The sequence below is a fragment of the uncultured Maribacter sp. genome (assembly GCF_963975365.1).
Taxonomy (GTDB): domain Bacteria; phylum Bacteroidota; class Bacteroidia; order Flavobacteriales; family Flavobacteriaceae; genus Maribacter.
In genome coordinates this window covers 15,334-42,254 of the sequence record NZ_CAXBGF010000022.1, presented here as the reverse complement: position 1 = coordinate 42,254, position 26,921 = coordinate 15,334, and the positions used below count along the sequence as shown (strand labels likewise).

Here is a 26,921-nt window from a genome sequence, read left to right as displayed (position 1 = left end):
CATCATCGGTATCGGCATTATCGCCTGTGCCGTCATTGTCGGTATCGGTATCCTCCGTAGGGTCCAATGGGAAAACATCCGCCGTATCCAATGTTCCATCATTGTCATCATCGGTATCGGCATTATCGCCTGTGCCGTCATTGTCGGTATCGGTATCCTCTGTCGGGTCCAATGGGAAGGCATCCGCCGTATCCAATGTTCCATCATTGTCATCATCGTCATCACATATATTTCCAGTTCCATCATTATCCGTATCCAATTGATCTGCATTAACTGTTGTCGGGCAATTATCAATATCATTGTTAACTCCATCATTGTCAATATCTGGATTAATTACCGTAACCGTTGCCGCAGCGGTATTTACATTGCCATGTATATCGGTCACCGTAAGCGTTACCGTATTATCACCTGTATCCACCACTGTAAAATCTTCCTTGTCTAAAACCAGTGTATCAATGCCGCAATTATCCGTTGAGTTATTATTGATGTCCGCAGTAGTAATGGATGCCTCCCCATTACTATCGAGCGTGATCGTAATATTTTGAATTTCAACTACGGGATCAATAGTGTCTTCAACCGTAATAATTTGAGAAACGGTCGTTTGGTTACCACTGCTATCTGTAGCAGCCCACGTCATTGTATGTTCACCAATATTCAATATTTCTCCTATCGAAGAATCATTACCATTGGCATATTCCTGAAGCGTTTCATGTGGTCCTAAACTTATTTTAATATCATCCCATGAGGCAGCATTATCCCCCGAGAAAACAATTTTATTGGATCCCGTAGTATAATTTGTATTATAAGAAAAAGAATGTGAAACAAAAGTGACTAAATTAGTCATGGTTACAGACATGGATGAACCGTCATCCATAATTTGAAATCTTACAGGATTATTATAAAATGCATTTCCTGGTCTAGGTTGAAAATCATACCCTACTGAGGTACTTGTCTGGCCATCATTGAAATTATGGATACGAAGATTTAGGCCTTGGGGCTCTGAATTAAACTGGCTTAAAGGCTGTTCACCAGTACTTCTGGTGCCAATAAATGCTATACCTTCTCCTCCTGTAAAGCTAAGCGTTGCAGAAACATATAAAGAATTACTCACCGTAGGTGTAAATTCTGCAATACTTCTTAACGTACCGCGACTACTGGTATCACTTTTATAGGTTCCATTAACCACAGACCCGGTATTAGTGCCCAATTCAAAATTGTTGATATCCCAACTTCCGGTATCGAAATTTTCTTCTATAAGATTGGGATTGGGTGTCATTTTTTGAAGAGAATAGGTCAAAGAAGCTAGACTGCCACTATCGTCCGTTGCAGTTGTAGGGTCTAACTCCGTGCCTTGTACCGAATAGAAACAATTATTCTGATCTGTATTGATATCTTGGTCTCCGACAAGAACAAGGATGGGTGCTACTTCATCAATATCCGTTACTTCTATAAGAAGATTATTTTGAGAAGCACCATCATCATCAGTAGCAACTATGGTAATATTATAGGTGTTATTTGCACCATTATCTAAAGGTGTCTCAAAATCCGGGGCTGCAAAAAAAGATAATTCACCCGTTGCACTATCTATCGTAAATACATCATTATCACCACCACTAACCAGGCTATATGTAATTCCTATATCGGAGCTACCCCCATCACCATCATTGGCATCAACATCTGTAACTAATGCAGTGCTATTTTCAGGAAATTCTAAAGACATACTTCCTATCGTGTATTCATAAACACTACTTTGACCATATCTTAAAATAAATAATTTATCAAATGCTGTACTAAAAGCGATATCTGTTGGAGTACTTAAAGAAAAAACATTTCCGTTATTGGCGGTAAGCGAAGCGGTAGAAACATCATAGGCAGTATTTAAACGATATTCAATCACACGACCATCACTATACTGCCCTATGAACATTTGTGTTCCACCTTTACCAAAAGTAATACCGTATACACTACCTGAAAAACGGGATGAAATATCCTTTGTACCCGAATAGCTCGCTGTACCAATCTCAAACGGCGTGCTCAAATCAAATTGCTCAATAGAAGATGAATTAGTTCTACTATTGGTTAGGTACATTCTTGTACCTTCTGGATTAAAATCTACCCCCTCGACACTCAATGATGTGTAGGTGGACATATCAAAAGAATCTGTCCCGATTACCGCTGTTGAAAGGTCGAATGGTATCGTAAGGTTATAAGCATAAATCACCTTAGTTCCTTGACTTAATATAAACATTTTACCACCATCAGCACTGAATGCCAAACCTCTAGGATATTGACCATTCGCAGTTATATTTAATTCATAAGTACGTGTTGCCGTGGTTACAGAGTATGGGATAGATAAGGTATATTCAATTATCAAATCATCGTCAAAACCTATAGAATACATTTTAGAACCATCATTGGAAAACTCCAATCCAAGCTTTCTAGTGGTCGTAGAACTAGTCAAATATTTATTAGTTATAAAGTTAGCGCTTGAAAAATCTTGAAGACCTATAGGGTTTGTAAATACAGGTAGATTACCCAATTGGGACTGTGCATTTAGGTTGTATACGTTTATAAAAGAAACAAACAAAAGAATGAAAAATAGTTTGATAAATGCCTCACTTATATTCTCTCCAGTATTATTGAGGTTATTTTTATTTTTTAGTCTACTTGGCTTAAAAAATGGAGGTGTGGTTATGCTATTATATAAGCATTGGGTTGGTTTTCCAAAATTCATTTTTACTTAGATTATGTATTACACCTACAAATCTGAAATAATTTGTAGTCTTTTACTTACTTATGTTGTAGCTTTTTTGAAATATGTTGTAAAAGCTAAGATAGATGTGGTCTTATATATTTCATTATTGGGCCAAAGCTTATAAAATCAATGTTAAATAATATTTTTAAGACGTATTGTTTAACAACAAGCCGGCGATTTGATTTCTAAAAAACCTTCTTAGGAGGGAATTCATTTTTTAAGCTTTAATAGTTTATGAATATTCATCCCGATACAGATGCCATACCGTTATCAAGCTCGATTATACATAAGTAGCATACGGGCCGGCAGTTTTTTCTTCTGCCCTAGTAGAGTCCTTGCCAATGATTCGCATATCCTTGTACTGCATAAACCACATGTCCCTAGCGATTGAATACCTTCTCAGTATCGTAGGAGTACTTGTTTACATCTAGGATTATCCAAGTACCATTGCTACCGTTAACGTTTGAAAAAGAGGGCTTGGGCGGGAATAATAAGTAAAGCATTACATAAGTTTTGTACCTAAAGTTATGTAGCAGCCATGCTCCTAAATTCTTTGAAACAATTCTTATTTCAAATCAAAACCAAAAGTTTTATAACTATGTATACTTATGTATCTTCGTGATTAACAAAAATTGGATTTTATATGAAAAATGCTCGCTTAAAATTGTGCTTGGTATTTAGTTTGGTGATTGCCATCATATCATGTAAAGACACCCAAAAAAAAGAGGCAGAAATCGTCAAGGAGGAGGTTGCTTTGGATAGTACGGATTTAGCATTATTGGAGCTTGATCTTCCTGAAGGATTTAGGATTGAAGTCTATGCTAGAGGAGTAGATGGTGCTCGCTCAATGGCTATGGGAGATAATGGAACCTTATTCGTGGGTACCCGTACAGAAAACACGGTTTATGCGATACAAGATACTGATGGCGATTTTAAAGCTGATAATGTGATGGTTATAGATACGATGGAAGTGCCTAACGGAATTGCCATGAGAAATGGCGACTTATATGTTGCCCAAGTAGGCAGTCTATGGAAGTATCCTAATATAGAAGACCAATTGGGTGGTACGCTAAACAAGGAGTTGATTTATGAGGATTTTCCATCGGAGTTTCACCATGGATGGAAGTATATCGCATTCGGACCTGATGATAAATTATATGTACCTGTGGGTGCACCTTGTAATATTTGTAACCGTACAAATGAGGATGAACGTTTCGCCACAATTTCTAGAATGGACCCAGACGGAAGCAACCGTGAAATTTTTGCTAGAGGAATTAGGAATTCTGTGGGGTTTACATGGCACCCAGAAACTGGTGATATGTGGTTCACGGATAATGGTCGTGATATGCTAGGCGATGATATACCACCTTGTGAGTTAAACCATGTTACAGAAGCAGGACAGCATTTTGGATATCCTTTCTGTCATGGTGGTATCGTAAAAGACCCAGAGTTTGGCGAAGAGCATCCGTGTTCAGATTTTGTTTCTCCTGCTTTGCAATTGGGAGCTCACGTAGCACCTTTGGCTATTAAATTTTACACAGCTGATATGTTTCCTTCTAATTATAAAGGCAAAGCATTTATTGCCGAACATGGTTCTTGGAACAGAAGCAAGAAGGTTGGTTATAGAATTATGATGGCAGATATTAAGGATGGGGAAGTCATCGATTACGAACCATTTATTAATGGTTGGTTAAATGAATCGACACAAGAAGCATCTGGTAGACCAGTGGATATATTATGGTTGAAAGATGGTTCAATGCTAATTTCTGATGATTATGGTGACGCTATTTATCGTGTTTCCTTTGATGATACTGCACTTACAAGTAATTAATGTAAAAATAAAACAGTATCAAAAAGCAGTTCGAAAGAGCTGCTTTTTTAGTTTTTATATTCATTAGTTTAGTTTCCAAACCTTATATTTATATTTCATAAATATCAATTCAATCTCTAATAATCATGTTTAATTCAACTACGCGTAGAACGTTTCTAAAACAGACCGGTGTACTTTCTGTAAGTTCATTGTTACCCTTGTCGGTCTTACCTCTAGATTCTCGATTTAAAATGGGTTTACAGTTATTCACCATACGTGATGCAATGGCCAAAGATCCAATAGAGAGCATTAAATATGCTAGAAATTTAGGATATGAAGATGGAGAGATTTACGGTTATGATGGAGATAATGATACGTACTACGGAATTAAATCAAAGGAATTTAAAAAGAACTTAATTGATTTAGATTTTACCGTTTCAAGCGGACACTATGATTTTTCAAGTCGATTTAATGAACCTATGAAAAATCTTCAACGCTATGTTGATCAATGTATCGAAGGTTCTCATACCATTGGAAGCAAATATATTACATGGCCATGGCTAGCTCCAGAATTTCGTAATATTGAAAACTTTAAGGTGCTTACCGATAAATTAAATAGTATTGGAGAACAGGTTTCCAAGGCCGGTTTAGGCTTTGCCTATCATAATCATGATTTTGAATTTACTGATCATAATGGTGAACAGGGCTATGATATTATTCTAGCGGGTACTGATCCTAGTTTGGTGAAATTACAGATGGATATGTATTGGGTTGAACATTCTTCTAATAAAACTCCGAGTGAGTTAATTGCTGAAAATCCTGGGCGTTTTGTAATGTGGCATATTAAAGATATGGACAAAGTTACCCGAGATTATTCTGAAATGGGTAATGGCTCTATAGATTATAAGACTTTATTATCAACTATCGATAAAGAAGATTTGCAATACTATTATATTGAGCAGGGAGGAAATTTTGCCGAAAATTCAATGAAGAGTATTACTGATAGTGCTGAATATTTTAAAAAACATCTTCAAAGGTATTTATAAGGTATGAAGTATCCTGAAAAGGTTTATTTAAATGGAAACATAGTACCTTTTGAAGATGCTAAGATATCAGTTTTTGACCGTGGTTTTATTTTTGGTGATGGTATCTATGAAGTTATGGTACAAATCGAAGGTGTCTTTTTTTATAAAAAAGCTCATTTAGATCGGTTGCAAGAAGGGTTAAATAAAATAAATATCACTTTTGATACAAGCAGCCTACTAATTGACATAGAAAAACTATTGGGTGTTACTAAATTAACCGGTAAGGATTGTCTTCTTTATATTCAAATAACCCGAGGTGTTGCACCTAGACAACATTCTTACCCATTAGATATAGTACCTACGGTAATGATGTATGCCGTGCCTAAAGTCTTACCTAAAATTAATGCTGTCAATGCAAAAGTAATTACCCGGGAAGATTTCAGATGGTCTCGGTGTGATATTAAAATGACGTCACTACTAGGTAATGTTATGCTAAATGAAGAGGCTGTGCAGCATCAATGTTTCGAAACTATTTTACATAGAGATGGATTTTTTACCGAAGCCTCTCATTGTAACGTTTTCTTTATAAAAGACGGAATTGTTTTAACCCATCCTGCCAATAAGCTAATTTTAGATGGCATAACTAGACAAGTAGTTTTTGAACTTTGTAAATCCCTAGATATTGAGATTCAAGAAACACCAGTCTCCATAAATGATGTTTCAGAGATAGACGAAGCATTCTTAACTGGTACTAGTACCCAAATCGCATCTATCCAACAGATAGATGATCACATTCTTTATAAGGAGAATAATATAGGACCCGTAACTCAAAAATTACAGGAGGCTTTTTTGAAAATTAAATCTATTAATTAAAAGCTCCACCACATAGGCATTAAATTCGGTAGAACCACTTTATTCAAATTGTCAAAACTTGTTTTAAAACATTTCCTAAAAATCAAGTATCTTACTGACCGATTCTAAATATTTCACTAAAATGAAAAGAGCACTATTATCTTATCTATTATTCTTGTTGACATTTCATCAAGGTACACTTTTGGCCAACGAGTCTACATCAGATTATAAACAACTTGTTATTGATAAAAACTACACCCTAATTATAGAGGGATACGATTGGGGCCCTGCCGTTAAAAAAGTAGTGATACCAATGGCCGAAAAAACAAGCAAGGTAAATGCATCTGATTTTAAGGTTTCAGTTGTACGCAGTAAAGAAGGTGTAGAAATGCAACTGGCAGAAGCAAAAGGGGACAGAGAAGTCTTATTTGCCTATGTTTCTGATGAGAAGGGAAATAGATTAACCGAAGGTAATCATGTTACTTTAGTTTTATTAGTACACCCTAATAATCCATTAGATTCACCTATCAAATATATTTTTAAGGAGGGGAGAGGTAGTAATCAATGGATTGATTATAGGATGAATATAACGCATATGCCAACGTCAAAGATTTGGGATAACGAAGTTGACCGCATATATTCAGATCTAGATAAGTTTGATTTAAAAGGAACATATAAAAGCGATGGAATAAGTTTATCTTATGGTTCTTTTGAGCCTGAGAGTACTTCTAATAAAACACCACTAATCATTTGGTTGCACGGGGGTGGTGAAGGTGGTACTGATCCAAGCATAGCTCTTGTTGCAAATAAGGCAACTAATTATGCTACCGATGAAATACAAGCGTTTTTTGGTGAAGCATATGTTTTGGCTCCACAAACACCTACTTTTTGGATGCAAAGCCAATCTGGAGATTATACTAGGGGAGATACAGATGATATTTATAACAAGGCTTTGTTTGACTTGATTGAAAGTTATGTTGCAAAACATCCAAAAATAGATACCGATAGAATTTATATAGGTGGTTGTTCAAATGGTGGCTATATGAGTCTCAAATTAATACTTGAACATCCTAATTATTTTGCAGCTGGTTATATCAGTGCCTTGGCATATCAAAATCAATACATAACCGATGAACAAATAGAGCTAATTAAAAATGTGCCTATATGGTTCGTACACTCTAAAGATGATACTACGACAGTACCAGATGAAACTGTTGTACCCTTATATAAAAGATTGATTTCTGCTGGCGCACCTAATGTACATTTTTCTTTTTACAATCATGTGGTTGATTTAACAGGTTTTTATGGTGGTAAGGAGTATTATTTCCCAGGACATTGGTCTTGGATATATTCACATGCGAATGACGCTAATTTTGATTTTAATCAAAAACCTGTATTAATAAATGGTAGAGGAGTTACAATTATGGAATGGTTGGCTGCTCAAAAAAGATGAAATCTCTTAGTATTTCGGTTCAAAAGCTTAAAAACTCTTAAATGTTTGCCAAAAAATGTATTTAAATGTACTTAAAAACTTGTTTGTCAACTATTGGCGTCATCTTTGTTTACTAAATAGTATTATAAATTAAATTACATTACAATGAGTAAAGGAACAGTAAAATTTTTCAACGACACAAAAGGTTTCGGTTTTATCACTGAAGAAGGTGTTGAAAAAGACCACTTTGTACACATTTCAGGTTTAATCGACGAAATTCGTGAAGGCGATGAAGTTGAATTTGAACTAAAAGAAGGTAACAAAGGATTAAACGCAGTGAACGTAAAAGTTATCTAAACATATATACTTTCAAGTTTAAGAAAAAGCCCTTCTATAGTGAAGGGCTTTTTTTATTACTCATTTTCAATCTTCTAGGTCAAAATAAAGACGTAGTTTTGCACCCGCAAAAAAGTCGTATTATGAAGCGTATCAATGAATACAAAAAACTCTTCGGAGTTGAAAAAGAAATTGAGCTTAAAACTCTAAAGTCTACTTACAGAAATTTGGTGAAAGAATGGCATCCAGATAAATTTCAAGAAGGGGACGAAAAAAGAGAAGAAGCTGAAATACAGAGTCGTCGTATCATTGACGGGTACCACTTTTTAGTGAGTATCGCTCCTGAAACTAAAGAAGCAAACAAAGAGGTGTACAATGAATCTATAAATTCTGGTGTTGCCGATTTTCAGCATAATGGTCTAGTTTTAGAAGTTACTTTTGTTGACGGTGCCACTTACGAATATTTCGGAGTTACAAAACCAATTTTTCAAAAGATGATCAACTCTAATAAGTTGAACAGATTCGCGAAAAGAAGTATTTTTCCTAATTACTTATATAGGAAATCTAAACGTGACCTTCAAGAGGCTTAAAATTTGATATAAAATAAGAAGCACAAATATCGCATGAAAAATCAAGAAGAGATTTTATCGAAATTGAATATTGATGCGTTGAATCCTATGCAAAAGGAGTCGCTAACTGTGATTTCAACTACAACCAACACTATTCTTTTATCACCCACAGGTACAGGAAAAACGTTGGCTTTTTTACTTCCTGTCCTAGAGGAATTAGACCATGATAATCCGGAGGTTCAAGTACTTATTTTGGTGCCTTCTCGAGAATTGGCTATTCAAATCGAACAAGTTATTCGAAATATAGGGTCTGGCTTCAAAGTAAATGCCATTTATGGTGGTAGACCTATGTCAAAAGATAAGATTGAACTAAAACACACTCCTGCAATTTTGGTAGGAACTCCTGGTAGAATTTTAGACCATTTTATTGCGGACCGATTTACTAAAAATAGTATTTCTACATTAATACTTGACGAATTTGATAAATCGTTAGAAGTTGGCTTTGAAAAAGAAATGAGCGAAATTCTTAGTGAATTGCCCAACCTTAAAAAACGCATATTAACCTCTGCAACCGAAGGGGTTAAAATTCCTAAATTCGTTGGGATGGAAAATCCTAGGAGAATAAATTTTCTAAAAAAGGAAAACCCATCACAACTAACGATCAGTACTGTTGTATCTGAAGATAAAGACAAACTGAAAACTTTAGTACAGTTATTAAATTGTATAGGCGAAGAACCAGGTATTATTTTTTGTAATTATAAGGATAGTATTGAAATCATAAGTTCTTTTCTAGAACATCAGCATATTCACCATGAATGTTTTTCTGGTGGCATGGAACAAAAAGACCGAGAACGTGCACTGATAAAATTTAGAAATGGTAGTAGTAGAATTCTAGTAGCTACTGATTTAGCGGCTAGAGGAATCGATATTCCTGAATTAAAGTTCATTATTCACTACGAATTGCCACAAAGAATAGAAGAATTTACGCATCGAAATGGTAGAACTGCTCGTGTTAATGAAGCGGGTACAGCTTATATTTTACGATGGGATAAAGAAAATTTACCTGAATTTATACCGAAATCAAAACCAATCAACATCAATAAATCCAATAGATTAGGTGAGCCTTATTGGGAAACCTTATTTATTTCCGGCGGTAGAAAAGATAAAATATCTAAAGGTGATATAGCGGGACTTTTTTTTAAACAAGGAGGATTGAATAGAGACGAATTAGGAGATGTCGAATTGAAACAAGATTGTGCTTTTGTAGCCGTTCCCAAAACCAAATCAAAAGAACTGGTTAATGGTTTAAACAATTCTAGATTAAAAAAGAAGAAAGTACGTATAACCGTACTTTAATCATAGTTAGTATTTTTGCCCTTTTTAAGGTAGTATGATGAAGGATAAACAGCACGAGAACGAAACTGATATCGATTTAAACGAGATTGAAAGTTGTATTGAAATATTAAATCGTTTGGTTAACGATACGAACCAAATTTTCGAAATCCCAGAAGATAGAAGAATAGCCCTTATTAAAGTTGCTGGTCAGCTATCGCGTCCTAACAAACAAGAATTTGCAAAAAGGGTAAAGGATGCTAAACGAAATGAAAAACGCAAGCAGGCTGTACGAGATAAACATGCAAGAAAAGAAACGGGTATTAGAAGTGCTCGTGAAGCACATGTTTTCGTAGCTCCAAAGTTATTATCGGCTGCCGTTTTAGAATGTAAAGATTTACCTGAACTGACCACACCTCGTAATTGCTACGTATGTAAGGCAGAGTTTACTCAGCTTCATCATTTTTATGACACTATGTGTACCGATTGTGGTGATTTCAATTATGCTAAAAGATTCCAAAATGCCAATGTTAAAGGTCAAATTGCTGTTATTACGGGATCTAGATTAAAAATCGGGTACCATATTACTTTAATGCTTTTACGTGGTGGTGCTACCGTAATTGCGACGACACGATTTCCTGTAGATTCTGCTCTTCGTTTTTCAAAGGAGGAAGATTTTATGGAGTGGGGACATCGACTAAAAATACACGGCCTAGATTTACGCCATATCCCAAGTGTTGAGATTTTTTGCAATTTTATTGAGCAGCAATACGATAAATTAGATATTCTTATCAATAATGCAGCACAAACGGTACGTAGACCTGCAGGTTTTTATCACCATTTAATGGAGAATGAAGAACGTGAGATTTCTTCGTTACCCAAGTTCGCCCAAATGGTATTAAGTGACCATGAAAGTTGTTTAGATGAATTAAAATCGTTCAGTACCAAAGCTTCTCCAAATCAAAATATGCCGGTTACTTGGCACGGACCAGAACCTGGTATTGGTTTGCGAGCATCTGCTAAGCTCTCTCAAATACCATATAGTTTTGATAATGCTTTGGTTGCCCAAGAGGTGTTCCCTACAGGTGAATTAGATGCCGATTTACAACAAGTAGATTTGCGTAAAACCAATAGCTGGCGATTAAAGTTAGGTGAAATTGAAACCACCGAAATGATTGAGGTTCAATTGGTAAATTCTGTTGCTCCGTTCGTACTTTGCAATCGGTTGGCCGAGCTCATGAAAAAAGAAAATACGGGTCAAAAGCATATTATTAATGTTACTGCGATGGAAGGTAAATTCCATCGTTTCTTTAAAGAATCTCGCCATCCACATACCAATATGGCAAAGGCGGCACTTAATATGTTGACACATACAGCTGCCGGTGAATTGGCAAAAGACGGGATTTTCATGAATGCTGTAGATACTGGTTGGGTTACCGATGAAGATCCTGCAGAATTAGCCAAGAAAAAACAGGAGGTTCACGATTTTCAACCACCTTTAGATATTGTTGATGGTGCCGCTAGAGTAATGGATCCCTTATTTGACGGTATAAATTCCGGAAAGCATTGGTGTGGAAAATTCTTAAAAGATTACTTTCCTATTGATTGGTAAATAATACACATTCACCATACAAGTACTTTATTTTTTTCTAAAAAGGCGTTATAAGAACCCTATGTTTAAAGGAATACGTAATCTATATTTAGGAAAACAAAATAATCACAAAATGTGTTGAAGGTTATGTTATAACTGTTGGTTTAAGTAACTTTAAGTCTTGTCCAACCAATTAGCATACGAATAATGAAAACCTTAATACATAACCTTGCGTTTACCACTTGCTTTTTTATTTCAACATCACTTTTATCTCAAGATTTTTCAGCTTTTGAATACCGAACTATTGGCCCCTTAAGAGGTGGTCGTGTAACCACAGTAACGGGAACACCAACCGAACCTGGCACTTTTTATTTAGGAGCTTCGGGAGCAGGTGTATGGAAAACTGAAGATTATGGAACTACTTGGAACAATGTTTCCGATGGCTTTTTCAGTACACCATCAATTGGCGCTATCGAAATAGCATCTAATGATCCAAATATCGTTTATGTTGGCACAGGTTCCGATGGACTTCGCAGTAATATCATTAACGGCAAAGGAGTCTATAAATCGATAGACGCAGGTGAAACATGGACACATATTGGTCTTGATCATGTTGGTCAAATTGGGGCCGTTGAAATAGACCCAACTAACAGTAATATTGTATGGGTAGCTGCAATTGGTAATGCTTTTAAAGCAAATGAAGAACGTGGTATTTACAAGACCATTGATGGTGGAGTTACTTGGGATAAGGTTCTATTTGTTTCAAACAAAACTGGCTTTGCAGATTTAGAACTATTACCTGGTAACCCTAATGTTGTTTATGCTGCAGCTTGGAAAGCACAGCGTACGCCATGGACGATTGATTCAGGCGGTGAGAATAAAGATGGTGGTATTTATAAATCTGTTAATGCCGGTAAAGACTGGGTTAAACTTGGAAAAGGACTACCAGAAGGATTAATAGGGAAAATTGATTTAGGAGTTACAGCATCGGATTCAAAAATTTTATATGCTGTAATTGAAGCACCTGGTGACCAAGGCGGAGTTTACAAATCTGTTGATCAAGGCAATTCATTTACGCAAACATCAAAAGAGAAAGGATTGGTAAACAGACCTTTCTATTATACAAATATAGAAGTAGACCCCACTAATGCTGATATTGTTTATTCGAATGCAAATCCGTTATTGAAATCTACAGATGGTGGAAAAACATGGAATGAAATGGACGTACCACATGGGGACAACCATGATATATGGATGAATCCTAACAATCCCGCACTACTGATTCAATGTAACGACGGTGGTGCCAATATTTCACACAATGGAGGAAAAACATGGTCTTCACAATTCAATCAGCCTACGGCAGAAATTTATCAAGTTGCAGTTGATGACCAATATCCTTATTGGGTATACGGAGCACAACAAGATAACACAACAATTGCTATACCGAGTTCATCGCCTAGTGCTACATCACCTCAGGGTACACAAATAATGATTGATGTTGGTGGTTGTGAAACAGGACCATCAATACCTAAGCCTGGTGATCATAATACAGTTTACAACAACTGTAAAGGGCGGTTTAGTGTATACAGTAAACTTACAGGTAGCAATCGTGAGTATTCAATTGGGGCGTCTAACATTTATGGACATAACCCAAAAGATTTGAAGTATAGGTTTCAACGTGTGGCACCGGTGCATGTATCCCCACATGATCCAGATGTAGTGTATATGGGGTCACAGTATGTACATAAAACAAGAAACAATGGTGAAATTTGGGAAATAATTTCGCCAGATTTAACCGCTTTTGAAGCAGATAAGCAAGTAATTTCTGGAGATTTAATTACACGAGATATTACCGGTGAAGAATACTATAGCACATTATACTCGATTAGAGAATCTAAAATCCAAAAAGACTTACTATGGACAGGCTCTAATGACGGAGTTGTTTCAATTACTAAAGATGGTGGCCAAACTTGGGAAAATGTGACACCCAAAAAACTACCAAAAGGTGGTAGGGTAGAATCTATAGAGCCATCACAATTCAGTGCTGCTAGAGCCTATATTTCTGTGGATAGACACTTATTAGGCGATACGACACCTTATTTTTACAAAACTGATGATTTTGGAAAAAATTGGGAACTATTAAGTACTACAACAAACGGAATTCCTTCGGACTATACCAGTAAAGTATTAAGGGAAGACCCAGAAATTGCCGGACTATTATACGCGGGTACAGAATACGGAATGTTCGTCTCTTTTGATGATGGTAAAAATTGGAAGACATTTCAACAAAACTTACCTGTTACTCCAATAACTGATATAATTATAAATCGAGGTGATTTGGTGTTGAGCACCATGGGACGCGGTTTTTGGATTTTAGATAATATTACATCTTTAAGAAACCCTGAAATAGCTTCTTTAAATAATAAGCCCATATTGTTTAAGCCAGATAATACGATTAGGTATAACATAACCAGAGCATCTGGGGATTTTCCAAATTACCCTGCTACGAGTGTAATAATCGATTATTACTTACCCGAAGAATCGAATAAAGAAGTACAGTTAGAAATTTTAGATGTTAACAAAAATTCCATTGTAACTATTGTGAGTGATTCTACACAAATAAAATCAACATCTGAAGAAGTTGAGGACATGGGATTAAGTATGACATTTAGTTATGTGGATGCAAAATTGGAAACTAATAAAGGTATAAACCGTTTTAACTGGGACATGAGGCAGAAAGGTGCTTGGAGCGATAAAAAATCACGAAGATTTAAAAACGGCCCATTGGTTTCGCCTGGTAGGTATACCGTTATATTGAAAGTAGGTGAGGCAAGCAGTGAACAATTTTTTGAGGTTCTTATTGATCCACGATTAGAAAAAGAAGGCGTTTTAGATGCCACGATAAAAGAGCAACTTCTCTTTGAAAATAAAGTCATCCAATTATTATCGGATGCCCGAAAATTGCAAGCAGATGTAGAAGCGGAAATAAAAAAGAGTACGAATTCTGAAAGGAAAACTTCCTTAGAAAAAGTATTGAAAAAACTAAAAAATGAAGAAGGTGCATATCCTCAACAAATGTTGGTCGCTCAAATTTCTTATTTATCTTATATTGTTGGTGATGCAGATAAAGAAGTTGGTAAAGATGCCAAGGATAGATATACAGATTTAGTTTCTCAAGTAAATAAACTTAAGTCTGAAGTGTCGCTTTAAAATTTCTTGTGTTTCTGATAAACTTACCCTAATCAATTTCAAATTTAAAGGTGTACCGTTGGCACACCTTTTTTTGTTACTTTTAAAACGGTAGTATTAAAATCAATTAAAATGAAATCTAGTTTAAATATTTTGTCAATAATTTTAGCGGTTACATTGTTCACAGGTACAATGTATTGTGGAGAGAAAATATCTAATACTAAAAAAGAAATAGCTGATCAGGTACCAGAATTAGCGACATCGGCAAACTGGGTCTCTATATTTAATGGAATCGATTTAACAGGGTGGACCATAAAAATACCCGGATATTCATTAGGTGAAAATTTTGGCAATACTTTACGTGTTGAAGATGGTATTTTGAAAATACGATATGATAGCTACGGAACTGAGTTTAATAATCGCTTTGGCACTGTATATTTTGATGAATACTTAACGAATTACCGGCTTAAAGTAGAGTATCGTTTTGTTGGAGAAACAGCTCCGGGTGCGCCAAATTGGGGCTATCGCGATAGTGGTATTCAATTTCATGGTCAGCCACCAGCTACTCAAAAATTAGACCAGCCATTTCCCGTGTGTCTAGAATATAATTTTCACGGTGGTAACGGTACAGAAGACCGACCTCTTGGAGCTGCCTGTACTAATGGGATGTTCATTGAATATAAGGGCGAAAAGAATACAGCAACCTGTGTCGCTGCAGATGTTGCTAAGACATTTCATGGCGATCAATGGGTTATCGCAGAGATCGATGTAAAAGATGGCAAAATCAGACATTTCGTAAATGGGGAGGAAATATTGAGTTATGAAAATCCCATCTATAACACAGAAAATGAAACGGCCAAAATGCTAATGGATGGCGAGAATACCAAAGTAAAGGGTGGCTATATTTCCTTGCAGTCTAACAGCCACCCAATTGATTTTCGTAAAATTGAACTAATAAAATATTAATTATCTAGTAGTTCGACCCTATAAGTTTTATGTTTTATAAGTTTACTTTTTTACCAGTTTTTGCGGCTAAAAATATCGCATCTATAATTTTCATATCCTTTACACCTTCTTCACCATCTACAGGAACTATTGGCTGTTTACCTTCAAAAATAAGTGCTGCCATACCGTCCATTTGTAGGGTTTGATGAGTAACGTGTGGTTGTGTCAATGGACCCTTATGGGTTCGGCCTTCAATTGGTCCGTATCCTGTAGACGGCTGCATTTCTACGAATCCCTTAGAACCCGTCATATAAAATCTATCTAAATTGTTCATGCTATAAGTAGATAAGCAATTGGCCACCGCACCACTAGGGAAGCCCATTTGAAATTGAATAGTTTCGTCTATGCCTTCCTTAAATTTTACGGGATCTGTCTTTGTTTCTTGGGCTGTAACCCAAATAGGTTCTTCTCCTAACATGTAACGTGCACCATTTATAGAATAAATACCGATATCCATCATAGCACCACCACCAGAAAGTTCCTTGTTTAAACGCCATTGTGTAGGGTCACCTATCGTAAAACCAGATTGTCCTTGAAAAAATTTGGTATCACCAAATACTCCGTCTTTACGCATTTGGATTACAGCAACGGTCTTGGGCTCAAAATGCATTCGGTACCCAATCAATAGTTTTACATTGGCCGCTTTACAGGCATCTACCATTTCTTGACCTTCTTGGGCATTGATACCCATCGGCTTTTCGCTGATTACATGTTTTCCTGCTTTAGCTACTCGAATAGTCTGGTCCTTATGCAATCCGTTTGGGGTAATAATATATACGGCATCAATATCTGGATTATCTTTTATAGCATCAAAATTTTCGTAGTTGTAGCAATTCTTTTCTAGAATAGCATATTTAGACTGCCACTTTTTTATTTTACTAGGTGTGCCACTAATTACGCCTACTAATTTAGCGCGTGTACAGGATTGCATAGCTTCAGCTACACGGGTTCCATAACTACCTAAGCCCATGATTGCTACTTTTAGAATTGGTCCTTCATAAGATTCTGAACTTGCAGCGAACAGTTTTTCAGGACTGTATAGAAAGGGTACGCTGATAGCTGTTATCGAAAGTTTTTCTATAAATTCTCTTCTTGAAGACATAAGATTATATATTAGGTTGATTTACTTGTATATAAATATAGGTAAACTTGTAATGAAATTTACGAATCCATTTTACCATATGTACAATTCCAACAATTGAACTTAGAACCTTTTGATAAACCAAACGAGTTTATTGTAAATGATTAGTATTTTTTAGAATTCACAAAAGATTAAGAGACAAGCTGAATTTAATAACATATAAATAGAAAAGTATATTTTTTTTATCAAATGGTCTTTAAAATTTTAAACGACTTTTTAAAAAGGTTTTCATATTACAATTCAACTCATATTGATTAGCTAATGGCTTTTTGCTTAAAGGATTTTGTGGCATATAAGGATAAGGTCCAAACTCTGGTGTTATTGTATATGCATCCATTATTGCATGTTCATTAATTATACGCTGCCACCAAACCAAATATTGATCTAAATAGCTTTTCCATTCTGGTGCAAAAGGATTGATTACTTGGGGTGCCTGTTCAAAACCAACTCGAGCATGTATATGTTTTATATGTGGTATTATTTTATCAAGTATATATTCTTGGTCTTGTAGCATACTTTCCGAAACCACACACCAATGAGATAAATCTCCTACCAGTTTTAATTGTGGATATTCTTCTAAATAGGATAGGGTAGTAGCCGAATGAAAAGTAAAGCGACCCCTGTGAATTTCATGATAAACAGGAATGTTGTTTTGCACAGAAAAGCTTTCTATTGCTTCTATTACCAAGCAATTTTCTTCAAACGAAAAGTGGTCTTTTCCGGTGTGTGAATTGATGAAATTTGGATAGTAAGGCAACATACGTTCTAACTGAGTCAAAACATTTAATAAATATGCTTCTACCGTTTCCAACTTTACCGGTAATACCTGCTGTAAAACACATATAAAATTTGGATTTTTTTCTCTTGATTTTTCCAAACCTCTCAAAAATTCTTTTTCGAAGGTTTCGTTTTCAGGAAGATTAATTTCAACTCCTTGAAAATTTTGAATCTTTACAGAATCAAAAAATTCTGAAACAGATAAATGACTACTTCCCCAATGCGGATATAAATAATTGATTTTCTTCATTTAATATAGAATAGGATTCAAAGGAGAATTAATAGTTTCTCCAATTTTCACACCAGGACACCAAGTATCCCAATCATTCTGTTGACCATCATTAGTCGGCTCTTTTAATTTCATATCCTTATCCATATATATAATGGTCATAACTTTACGCATTTTATTTGTGGTATTGGCACCTGCACGGTGAAAGACCCAGCCAGAATGAAAACTGACCTCACCAACATCAAAAGACTCAATAATATGTTTAAAATCGGTTACTTTCAATCTATTTTGTATGGCTTTTTCACTTTCATCACTAATGGAAAGTTCTCTACCGTCCATAATTTCATGACTACCTGCACTAAACTCCAAAGGTCCCATTTCCAAGGGTGTCTCCTGTAATGGAATCCATGCGGTAATAGTTTTATCGGTTTGTAATGGCCAATAATATTGATCGGCATGCCAAGGAGTAATACCGCCGCCGGCTTCCTTAAATAAGGCCTGATCATGATATAATCGCACACCTTCCACTTGCATTAGTTCTGTTGCAATTTGTGCCAATCTTTTTGAGAATATTAGTTTTTTTATCGCTTCGTCTTCTTTCCATAAATTGAATAACTGTACAAATGCTTTACCATAAGTATCCCTGTTTTCTAAAGGTTTTGGTTCTACATTCATTTCTGTTACTTTTTTTGTAATAACTTTATTGTAGTATGACAACGTTTCTGCATCAAAAACATCTTTCAATTTAATGTAACGGTAGGTATTATAAAAATCTACTTGATCTTTGGTAAGGGTATAGGGACTATCTAATAACGTGTGAATTTTCATAACATATGATATTTATAATTGTAAAATTAAAAAGCTGACTTCTTTAAAAGTTTTTAGATTTTAACCAATACTATGCATATCTAAACACTATTTGCTTATATTATCTATTTTTACTGTTAATATAAGTTTCATGAAACCTGTTGTAGAAAAAATTGGATTACAAAAATCAAAAAGTTCTTTCAACTTCTTTAAACTAGAAGTAAACCATTTTAAACCTTTTTGGCACTATCATCCTGAATTAGAATTGACCTTTATTACAAAAGGGCGAGGAACCCGTTTTGTAGGCAATAGTATTCTACCCTTTGAAGAAAATGATTTGGTGCTCTTGGGATCTAATCTTCCTCATAATTATACATCTATACATCAAAGCACAGAAAATGGCCAAGAAGCTATTGTAATTCAATTTTCGGCCAATATTTTTAGTGCATATAAAGAATGTGAACTATTACATGTACTTTATAAAGAAGCAGAGAGAGGGATTCACTTTATAAATCCTGATAAAAAAACCTTACAGCTTCTGTATGATTTTGAAACAATGTTCAAGACTGAACAGTTGGCAGTATTACTACAATTATTACATAGGTTGTATATAGATGCTAATCGAAAATACCTCTCGTCGGCCTCTTTTCATCATCAAATTGCAAATGCAAATACACAGAAGAAGGTAAAATCAATTACCTGTTATATTCTTGGGAATTTGGATAAAAAGCTTACTGTAAGAGAAATGGCAGAGAGAACCAATATGGTGGAACAGTCTTTTTGTAGATGGTTTAAAAAGGCTGTAGGGCATTCTTTTGTCACATTTTTAAATTCATCTAGAATTGAGCAAGCCTGCATGTATTTATCAACTACAGATAAAAACATACAGGCCATTGCTTTTGACTGTGGATTTGAAAGTGTTTCTCATTTTAATCGCACTTTCAAAAAACTGAAAGGAAAAAGCCCGAGAGAATTTAGAACTTAAGCTTCTACCTATGCCTCAGTTTCAGTTTCAGCCTCAATAGGTTCTTCTTCAATAACCGCTACCACTGTAGGTACTGAATCTTTCAAAATATTAAATTTTTCTACACGTGCCATATCATCCTCTTCACCAGAAAAGTATGGAAATACATCCATAATAGGTGATTCAGAAATGGCGGGTACGGTATACTCGCCCATAGTGTCTTTCATAACACTAATAGTATTGTCATAAGCTTCTTTAACATCATTTGCCTGAATCAATAAATACATGTTTGTCTTACGTTCCTTACCACTTTCTTCATCAAAGGCGATTAATGAAACTCTAGATTTAAACCAACGGTCAGAATTCTCAAATGGATGAATTTCGGCATAATTAGCTACTTTAATATTCGTGATTTTAATTTCATCACTATCACTTAAATAAGCCGACATTTCTTCGGTAATTCTACTTTCCGCCTCGGTATACGAAATTGCATCGACCAAAAAAGGTTCTGTCTTTACTTTTTGCGTACCAGAAGCCTCATCTAGTTTTCTATATTTTACTTTACACTCGTACCAAGTGGCGCTCATATTATATTATTTTATTTTAGGGGTGTCAAATATAAGTTTTAGCCATAGTTCTTACGGTTAAAAAAGAGGATAGATATTCACAAAATTTCATTTTAAATCATAGCACTTTTACAGTTAAGGGGTTATGTATTTTAATAATGAGTTTTAACCTTAAGATTACATTAATATTGATGAATTGAATAAAAATATCTGGTTACTTAGTAAATGTAAAGCCGAAGCTCAAGTTAGAAGAGCGATCATTATCCGCTGTGGGTGAAAAACTACTATAAAAATAATTATATAGTGCAGACAAACTTATTACCTCTGTAATTGGTAATTCTGCCTTTAATTGACACAAAATACGATGATTCGAGATTTGTTGATATAGTGGTTGAAAATATACTGTTCCCGTTAAATCTAATCGCGTTTTTTTAAATGATTGATTTATGGAAAAATAACTACTGTTTCTATGATTATAAAAAAGTTCATTGGTAACATCAATCTTTTCAATTTCATACATGTATGCATTTCCAAAATAAGCCTTGGTTGATTCCGTTGAAATCATCTTTAACCGAATTCCTGTACCAATCAAGTTTCTACTGGTAATAGTCAATAATTTGTTATTCTGGTTTTGGAGGAATGCTTCTAATCTAAATAGTTCTGATATTTTTTGATTGTAGCGTAAATGAAAGAACCAAGAGTTCTGAAAATCTTGATCTTGACTTCTAATAAGATTATAGTTACCAATAAAAAAGTATATTTTCTTTAAATCTTTAGACTTAAATTGAGTAGTAATATTGGAACCTATTTGAAAAATATAGTCTCCGTTATTATCTGTATAATTTGCTAAGACATCACTTTTAAGAGCAAATCGCGTAGAATCTTTCTGCATTCTTTTCGATTCTATATTCACCAGTTGCCCAAAGGTATTTTGACAAATCGTTTGAAATAAGAAAAAGAAAAATAGGATTCTAAAGATGTTCATAACATGTTTTTTGCTCATAATTGGTAAATTTATCCAATATTAGGCGCATTTTTCCTGCGAATTAGACTGAAGTGACATTAAACAGAGATTTATAACCTTAATGGGAATGAATATTGCGAAGAAAACGATTTAGAATATTCAAATTTCCTACCGGCCAATAATATACTTCCTATAGACTATAACATGCGCATTCGTGGTCTATACAACGGACTTTACAGAGCATCCAACGTTCAATTGATCAGTGATACCTAAGCTTTATTAAAGAAAATCTAAATATGCTGGTTTTAAGATAACTAGCAAAATCTTATGCTTAATAAAAATTTCCTACTTTTATAAGGCTTACGAAAATATTCCTCCTGTTTTTTTACTAGCGTTAATCATGTAAAACATATAACATGCCCATATTTATGGACCGCCACGATGTGGCTGAGGAAGTAACCGCTGCGATTGTTGCTGAAATACATTTAGAAGATTTAAGGATTCAACATAAATATTGTTGTAAAGGACTCACATATTGGTACGACGACCAGCGTAAAACAGCCTTTTGCCTAATTGAAGCACCTAATAAAGAAGCGATTACAGAAATGCACGCCGAAGCACACGGTGAGGTTCCAAATACAATAATTGAAGTTGATGCCAGTATTGTCGAGTCTTTTTTAGGTCGCATTGAAGACCCTAGCAAATCGCAGAAAAAGGAATTGAACATAGTAAACAGTCCTGCATTTCGTATTCTAACCGTTATCAAATTAGCTGTCGATGGTATCGCTATTTCACCAACAAACAATTTGTTTGAAAAAATCAAAGATATAATTGCTGATTACAAAGGCCGCCTCATAAATAATGAAGACAATTACCTTTTAATTTCTAATACATCAACCACTAAGTCCATAAATGCTTTATTGGCAATTAAGAAGGCATTTTTCGTGTCTAAAGAAGACACTAAACAATTGTGCATTGGTGTAAGTGCAGGTGTACCCGTCACAAAAGAACATGGTTTTTTCGAGGAAACCATAAAAACTACTAGGCGATTGTCAAATATTTCGCGGGGACAAATCGTCATCACTTCTGAAGTAAAGGAATTATACGAAAGTGAAAATCAGAATTTAAAATTATCTGATACGGCAATAAAAACACTTCCATTTCAAGAAGAACAGTTTTTAAATAGTGTGATGAATTTCTTGGATCGTGAATGGCAGAATCCTGATTTAGGTGTCGAGAACTTTTGTTCCAATTTAGGTTTGAGTACTTCTCAATTGTATCGAAAAACAAAAAGCATATTACATACTTCTACAAATAATTTAATTCAAGAATACCGATTAGAAAACGCAGTAAAGCTATTATATAAAAAAGAAAAAACTATCTCTGAAATTGCTTTTGAAACAGGCTTTAACAGTGCTGCTTATTTTACAAAATGTTTTCATAAAATGTATGGAATTTCGCCATCTTCCTTTATTAAGAAAGCATAAGTAATTGAAATAAAAATATTTAGAGTCTGAACGAATTGTTATAGTGTTTGGTTGAAATGTAGAATTTAAAATAAAAAAGCATGACTAATTTTGGTAAAGAAAGCCAAAACAATTAAAGTCATGAAAAAAATAATAATACTCATTTACGGAATTTTAGCCTACATTATTTTCTTGGTTTCCTTTCTTTATTCTATTGGCTTTGTCAATAATCTTTGGGTACCAAAAGGTATAGATACGGGTATCGAAGTTGATATAATTACAGCCTTTTTAACCAATATTGGCTTATTATTCTTATTTGCAATTCAACATAGCGTTATGGCTAGACCAGCTTTTAAAAAATGGTGGATTAAAATAATAGGCAAACCTGCGGAAAGAAGTACGTATATTTTACTGACCAGCTTGGCATTGTTACTCATTTTTTGGAAATGGCAACCTATAAATGATCCAATTTGGAACATTGAAAATAATACCATAGCGATGGGTATGCAAGTACTTTATTTTATAGGATGGTTAATTGTATTGTTATCTACTTTTATGATTAGTCATTTCGAACTCTTTGGTCTTACTCAAATTGTGGATAATCTTAAAAATAGGGTTTCGCAATCTCCATCTTTCCAAGTCAACTATTTCTATGGTTTGGTTCGGCATCCAATAATGTTTGGTTTTTTAATCGCATTTTGGGCAACCCCAACCATGACTACTGGCCACTTGCTATTTGCAGCAGTGACTACTGTTTACATTCTATTTGCAATAAAGTTCTTAGAAGAAAGGGACCTCAAAAAAGCATTAGGTGAAACCTATGTTTCCTATCAAAAAAAGGTACCTATGCTTATTCCATTTACAAAATTATCAAAACAACAATCACTTTAAAACCTATATATTATGAATAAATCACTTTTTGAACGTCTAGGAGGAAGAGCAGGAATTTCCGCTATTGTGGATAACACCGTTACTAACCATATGGAAAATCCAGCCGTTAACGCTAGGTTCTTACCATTTAAAGATCAACCGCAACGCCTGGCTATAATTAAAAGCCATACTATCGACTTTTTTAGTGCCGGTAGTGGTGGACCAGCAACGTATACCGGAAAGGATATGGTCACTGCCCATACAGGTATGAATATAAGTCCTGGAGAATATATGCACGTAATGGATGATATTTTCAAAGCCTTGGATCAAAACGGTATTGATGAGGAATCTAAAAAAGACGTCCTCGCTATATTATGGTCCTTAAAAGGAATGATGATATCAAAGTAAACGCAGTACTCTTTTACATAAAACAGAACAAAACCATGAAAAATTTTCAACAACCTATCACAGAGAATCTTATAGAAAGTCTACGAAAGCAATTTAAAGGCACGGTAATTAAACCTAACGATACTTCATATGACGAAGTTCGAAAAATATATAATGCCATGATTGATAAGCGGCCTGGAGCTATTGCAATGTGCACTGATGTGAATGATGTTAAAGTCGCGGTTGACTTTGGTAGGAATAATAAGCTTCTTGTTGCAATTAGAGGAGGTGGCCATAATGGCGGCGGACTAGGATTATGCGATGGTGGATTGGTTATAGACTTATCTGGCCTTAAGTCTATTTCTGTAAACACTAAAAGTAATACGGTTAAAGTTGGAGGCGGTTGTGTTTGGAATGAAGTGGATACAGCTACCCAGGAGCACGGACTTGCCATACCTTCTGGGATGGTATCAAGTACCGGTGTTGGTGGATTGACCCTTGGCGGTGGTGTTGGATATCTTGCACGTAAATACGGCCTCACCATTGATAATCTCATGGGAGCTGAAATGGTATTGGCAAATGGTTCTATTGTTACCGCTAATAAAAATAAGAATCCAGACTTGTTTTGGGCGATTCGTGGTGGTGGTGGAAACTTTGGTGTGGTTACCGAATTTACATTTCAAGCACATAAAGTTAATACTGTTTATGGCGGACCAACATTATGGCCCATTGATCAAGTGGAAGAAATTATGGAATGGTTCGATGGATATATCCGAACAGCCACTGATGATATCAACGGATTTATTGCAACAATGATTATCCCAGAATCACCATTTCCAGAACATTTACATAACAAAAAGTATTGTGGTATTGTATGGTGTTATGTTGGTGATATGACGAAGGCAGAAGAAGCTTTCTCCCCAATTTTAGCTAAAAAACCACTATTCGCACATATTGGTGAAATGCCTTATACTGCTATACAGACCATGTTCGATGGCTTATTACCTACTGGTATGCAATGGTACTGGCGTGCCGATTTCTTCAATTCGCTAAACGCAGATATACGTGCACAACATTTAAAGTTCGGTTCAGCGATACCGACCCCTTTATCTCAGATGCATTTATATCCAATTACGGGCGCAGCAAGTAGAGTAGGAGCTACAGATACACCTTGGGCATACCGTGACGCAGAATATTGTGGCGTGTATATAGGTGTTGATCCCGACCCAAAGAATGCTGACAAAATTACAAAGTGGTGTAAAGGGTATTATGAAGCTTTACATCCATATTCTGCTGGTGGAGCATATTCTAATTTTATGATGGATGAAGGTCAAGAAAGGGTTCAAGCCAGCTATAAACAGAATTATTCACGATTGGCATCTATTAAACATCAATATGATCCAACCAATTTTTTTAGAGTGAATCAAAATATAATTCCGAAATCGTAACCTTAGGATATCTAAAAAGGATATGACGAAAAAGTGGTGTACTATGTAGCTATTTCGATTGATGGTTTTATTTACGGACTCGATGAAGATGTTAATGCTCTTGATTGAGAAAGTAACGGTGTTTCACAATACTTGGCCGATTTAAAGGAATTTTAAACTGTAATTAGTGGTAGAAAAACGTATGAGTTTGGGAATGACTTCGAATTAAAATCAGGGCAACCTGCTTATCCTCATATGGACCATTATATATTTTATAAGACCTTGAATTTTGAAAACAAGCTTAAAAAAGTTCATGTACTTACTAATTATGAAACTGAAACAATACGAGAACTAAAGGAAACTTCTAAAACAGATATCTATGTTTGCGGTGGAGGTATTTGCTAAACACAACATTATTTAAATAATTTAAATTGAACGATAATCGTTGGTCAACAAAATAAGTCATTGACCAATAACGTTATTACCTCAATAATTAAATAATGTCAAGTATGGAATTTATAACTAGCAGAATTAATCTTATCTCAAGTATTTTACATTTAGTGGTTGTGTCATGTGTTAAAGGCATAGATATGAAAGAAGTAATATCAAATTCTAATTCAACCCAAGATTAGGTTTTATCGAACATCATCAAATTTAAACAGTACTATTTTTTTTATTCGCACAAAAAACCAGAAGTTTATTTGTATCCTAAATTTTTACATGGTGTGCACGTTCCATAAAGAATTCTTCGAAGCGTTTTAACTTCGGATTCATTTTTTCAGAATACAATACATACTGACATTTCATTATACTCTGAGCCACCGTAATCATAGCGGTGTAATCTGATTTTTGTGACAAGAAATCTCCATCATCAATACTGCATATTTTTAATTGCGAAGTACTTACACCATTTAAAAGAAACAATTTGTGTAGGGTAGTGGGTGTCGTTATCAATATATCTATACCTTCAAATATTTCCGATTTTTGAATATCGATATGTAACTCTTTATAGCTGGCGTATACTCGTATCGAAGAATACTTCGTATACCGCAGAAATTCATCATAAAGTTCTAAGACCTTTTCTTTATTCTCAACAACCACAACAGCTCTAGGAGCATTACCTTCTGCTTCACATTTTAATTTTTGAAGTGTTGTAAGGATTAAGGTAGTTGTTTTACCACTTTCTTTTGGAGCGATACAATATACATTTGAGCCACTTTTTATAGTGGGAATACTGCTTTTTTGAAAAGGTGTAGGTTCTTCAATTGAAAAACGCTCTAACATTTCTAGTAAATAGGGATTCAGTTTTTTGAATGACATAATAATTAACTAATGGTATTCCTATACCTAAGTAAAGGCTTATAAGTGAACAAATATACAGCCATCGAATGGGGAATATCGTGTATAACCACCATTTTTATTATTGC

The 26,921-nt window shown here is 35.0% G+C and carries 22 protein-coding genes; 15 read left to right on the top strand and 7 right to left on the bottom strand.

Features of this window, described 5'->3' with window-relative positions:
• Positions 1–2,734: cadherin domain-containing protein (locus tag AACZ49_RS17510; RefSeq protein WP_339657438.1), on the bottom strand; the 2,734-nt coding region annotated here is incomplete at its 3' end.
• A 664-nt stretch (positions 2,735–3,398) separates the two neighbouring features.
• Here AACZ49_RS17510 and AACZ49_RS17505 point away from each other — a divergent pair.
• The 10 genes from AACZ49_RS17505 (at position 3,399) to AACZ49_RS17460 (ending at position 15,857) form a co-directional block, all read left to right on the top strand.
• A complete protein-coding gene (locus tag AACZ49_RS17505) occupies positions 3,399–4,586 on the top strand; it encodes a PQQ-dependent sugar dehydrogenase (protein WP_339657436.1) in 1,188 nt (395 codons plus the stop codon).
• A 125-nt stretch (positions 4,587–4,711) separates the two neighbouring features.
• Complete coding sequence (locus AACZ49_RS17500) at positions 4,712–5,611, top strand: sugar phosphate isomerase/epimerase (protein WP_339657434.1); 900 nt, start codon at positions 4,712–4,714, stop codon at positions 5,609–5,611.
• Between the two features lie 3 nt (positions 5,612–5,614).
• Positions 5,615–6,463 (top strand): aminotransferase class IV, encoded by an 849-nt coding sequence (locus AACZ49_RS17495; RefSeq protein WP_339657432.1) that lies wholly within the window; start codon positions 5,615–5,617, stop codon positions 6,461–6,463.
• A 121-nt stretch (positions 6,464–6,584) separates the two neighbouring features.
• On the top strand, positions 6,585–7,895 hold the full coding sequence (locus AACZ49_RS17490; RefSeq protein ID WP_339657430.1) for a prolyl oligopeptidase family serine peptidase: 1,311 nt from the start codon (positions 6,585–6,587) through the stop codon (positions 7,893–7,895).
• A 144-nt stretch (positions 7,896–8,039) separates the two neighbouring features.
• Positions 8,040–8,231 carry a cold-shock protein gene (locus AACZ49_RS17485; RefSeq protein ID WP_027067037.1) on the top strand — a complete coding sequence of 64 codons (192 nt, stop codon included), beginning with the start codon at positions 8,040–8,042 and terminating at the stop codon, positions 8,229–8,231.
• A 122-nt stretch (positions 8,232–8,353) separates the two neighbouring features.
• On the top strand, positions 8,354–8,800 hold the full coding sequence (locus tag AACZ49_RS17480) for a KTSC domain-containing protein (protein WP_339657428.1): 447 nt from the start codon (positions 8,354–8,356) through the stop codon (positions 8,798–8,800).
• A 33-nt stretch (positions 8,801–8,833) separates the two neighbouring features.
• Positions 8,834–10,135, top strand: coding sequence for a DEAD/DEAH box helicase (locus AACZ49_RS17475; protein ID WP_339657426.1), 1,302 nt, complete (start codon positions 8,834–8,836; stop codon positions 10,133–10,135).
• 37 nt (positions 10,136–10,172) lie between these two features.
• Positions 10,173–11,723 (top strand): SDR family oxidoreductase, encoded by a 1,551-nt coding sequence (locus tag AACZ49_RS17470; protein ID WP_339657440.1) that lies wholly within the window; start codon positions 10,173–10,175, stop codon positions 11,721–11,723.
• A 186-nt stretch (positions 11,724–11,909) separates the two neighbouring features.
• Positions 11,910–14,912: a hypothetical protein gene (locus AACZ49_RS17465; protein ID WP_339657424.1), complete on the top strand. Its 3,003-nt coding sequence runs from the start codon at positions 11,910–11,912 to the stop codon at positions 14,910–14,912.
• Positions 14,913–15,023: 111 nt separating this feature from the next.
• On the top strand, positions 15,024–15,857 hold the full coding sequence (locus tag AACZ49_RS17460; protein ID WP_339657422.1) for a DUF1080 domain-containing protein: 834 nt from the start codon (positions 15,024–15,026) through the stop codon (positions 15,855–15,857).
• A gap of 34 nt (positions 15,858–15,891) precedes the next feature.
• Here the strand turns inward: AACZ49_RS17460 and AACZ49_RS17455 are convergent, their stop codons facing one another.
• The 3 genes from AACZ49_RS17455 to AACZ49_RS17445 form a co-directional block, all read right to left on the bottom strand.
• On the bottom strand, positions 15,892–16,998 hold the full coding sequence (locus tag AACZ49_RS17455; RefSeq protein WP_339657420.1) for a Gfo/Idh/MocA family oxidoreductase: 1,107 nt from the start codon (positions 16,996–16,998) through the stop codon (positions 15,892–15,894).
• Between the two features lie 235 nt (positions 16,999–17,233).
• On the bottom strand, positions 17,234–18,064 hold the full coding sequence (locus tag AACZ49_RS17450) for a sugar phosphate isomerase/epimerase (protein WP_339657419.1): 831 nt from the start codon (positions 18,062–18,064) through the stop codon (positions 17,234–17,236).
• Positions 18,065–18,871, bottom strand: coding sequence for a phytanoyl-CoA dioxygenase family protein (locus AACZ49_RS17445; protein WP_339657418.1), 807 nt, complete (start codon positions 18,869–18,871; stop codon positions 18,065–18,067).
• 130 nt (positions 18,872–19,001) lie between these two features.
• Between AACZ49_RS17445 and AACZ49_RS17440 the strand changes: the two genes are divergently transcribed.
• The gene (locus AACZ49_RS17440) at positions 19,002–19,835 is read left to right on the top strand and encodes an AraC family transcriptional regulator (RefSeq protein WP_339657416.1); all 834 of its coding nucleotides are present in this window, start codon (positions 19,002–19,004) and stop codon (positions 19,833–19,835) included.
• Positions 19,836–19,843: 8 nt separating this feature from the next.
• Here AACZ49_RS17440 and AACZ49_RS17435 read toward each other — a convergent pair whose 3' ends face one another.
• Together AACZ49_RS17435 and AACZ49_RS17430 are read right to left on the bottom strand one after the other, a co-directional pair.
• On the bottom strand, positions 19,844–20,401 hold the full coding sequence (locus AACZ49_RS17435; RefSeq protein WP_339657414.1) for a DUF4494 domain-containing protein: 558 nt from the start codon (positions 20,399–20,401) through the stop codon (positions 19,844–19,846).
• Between the two features lie 193 nt (positions 20,402–20,594).
• The gene (locus AACZ49_RS17430) at positions 20,595–21,383 is read right to left on the bottom strand and encodes a DUF481 domain-containing protein (RefSeq protein WP_339657412.1); all 789 of its coding nucleotides are present in this window, start codon (positions 21,381–21,383) and stop codon (positions 20,595–20,597) included.
• Between the two features lie 377 nt (positions 21,384–21,760).
• Between AACZ49_RS17430 and AACZ49_RS17425 the strand changes: the two genes are divergently transcribed.
• From AACZ49_RS17425 to AACZ49_RS17410, 4 genes are all read left to right on the top strand, one after another.
• Positions 21,761–22,831 carry a nickel-binding protein gene (locus AACZ49_RS17425; RefSeq protein WP_339657410.1) on the top strand — a complete coding sequence of 357 codons (1,071 nt, stop codon included), beginning with the start codon at positions 21,761–21,763 and terminating at the stop codon, positions 22,829–22,831.
• Positions 22,832–22,951: 120 nt separating this feature from the next.
• The gene (gene mddA / locus AACZ49_RS17420; protein ID WP_339657409.1) at positions 22,952–23,701 is read left to right on the top strand and encodes a methanethiol S-methyltransferase; all 750 of its coding nucleotides are present in this window, start codon (positions 22,952–22,954) and stop codon (positions 23,699–23,701) included.
• Positions 23,702–23,713: 12 nt separating this feature from the next.
• Positions 23,714–24,088: a group 1 truncated hemoglobin gene (locus tag AACZ49_RS17415; RefSeq protein ID WP_339657407.1), complete on the top strand. Its 375-nt coding sequence runs from the start codon at positions 23,714–23,716 to the stop codon at positions 24,086–24,088.
• A gap of 35 nt (positions 24,089–24,123) precedes the next feature.
• On the top strand, positions 24,124–25,515 hold the full coding sequence (locus AACZ49_RS17410) for an FAD-binding oxidoreductase (protein WP_339657405.1): 1,392 nt from the start codon (positions 24,124–24,126) through the stop codon (positions 25,513–25,515).
• A 687-nt stretch (positions 25,516–26,202) separates the two neighbouring features.
• Here AACZ49_RS17410 and AACZ49_RS17405 read toward each other — a convergent pair.
• Positions 26,203–26,814: a DEAD/DEAH box helicase gene (locus tag AACZ49_RS17405; protein ID WP_339657403.1), complete on the bottom strand. Its 612-nt coding sequence runs from the start codon at positions 26,812–26,814 to the stop codon at positions 26,203–26,205.
• Positions 26,815–26,921: the final 107 nt, after the last annotated feature.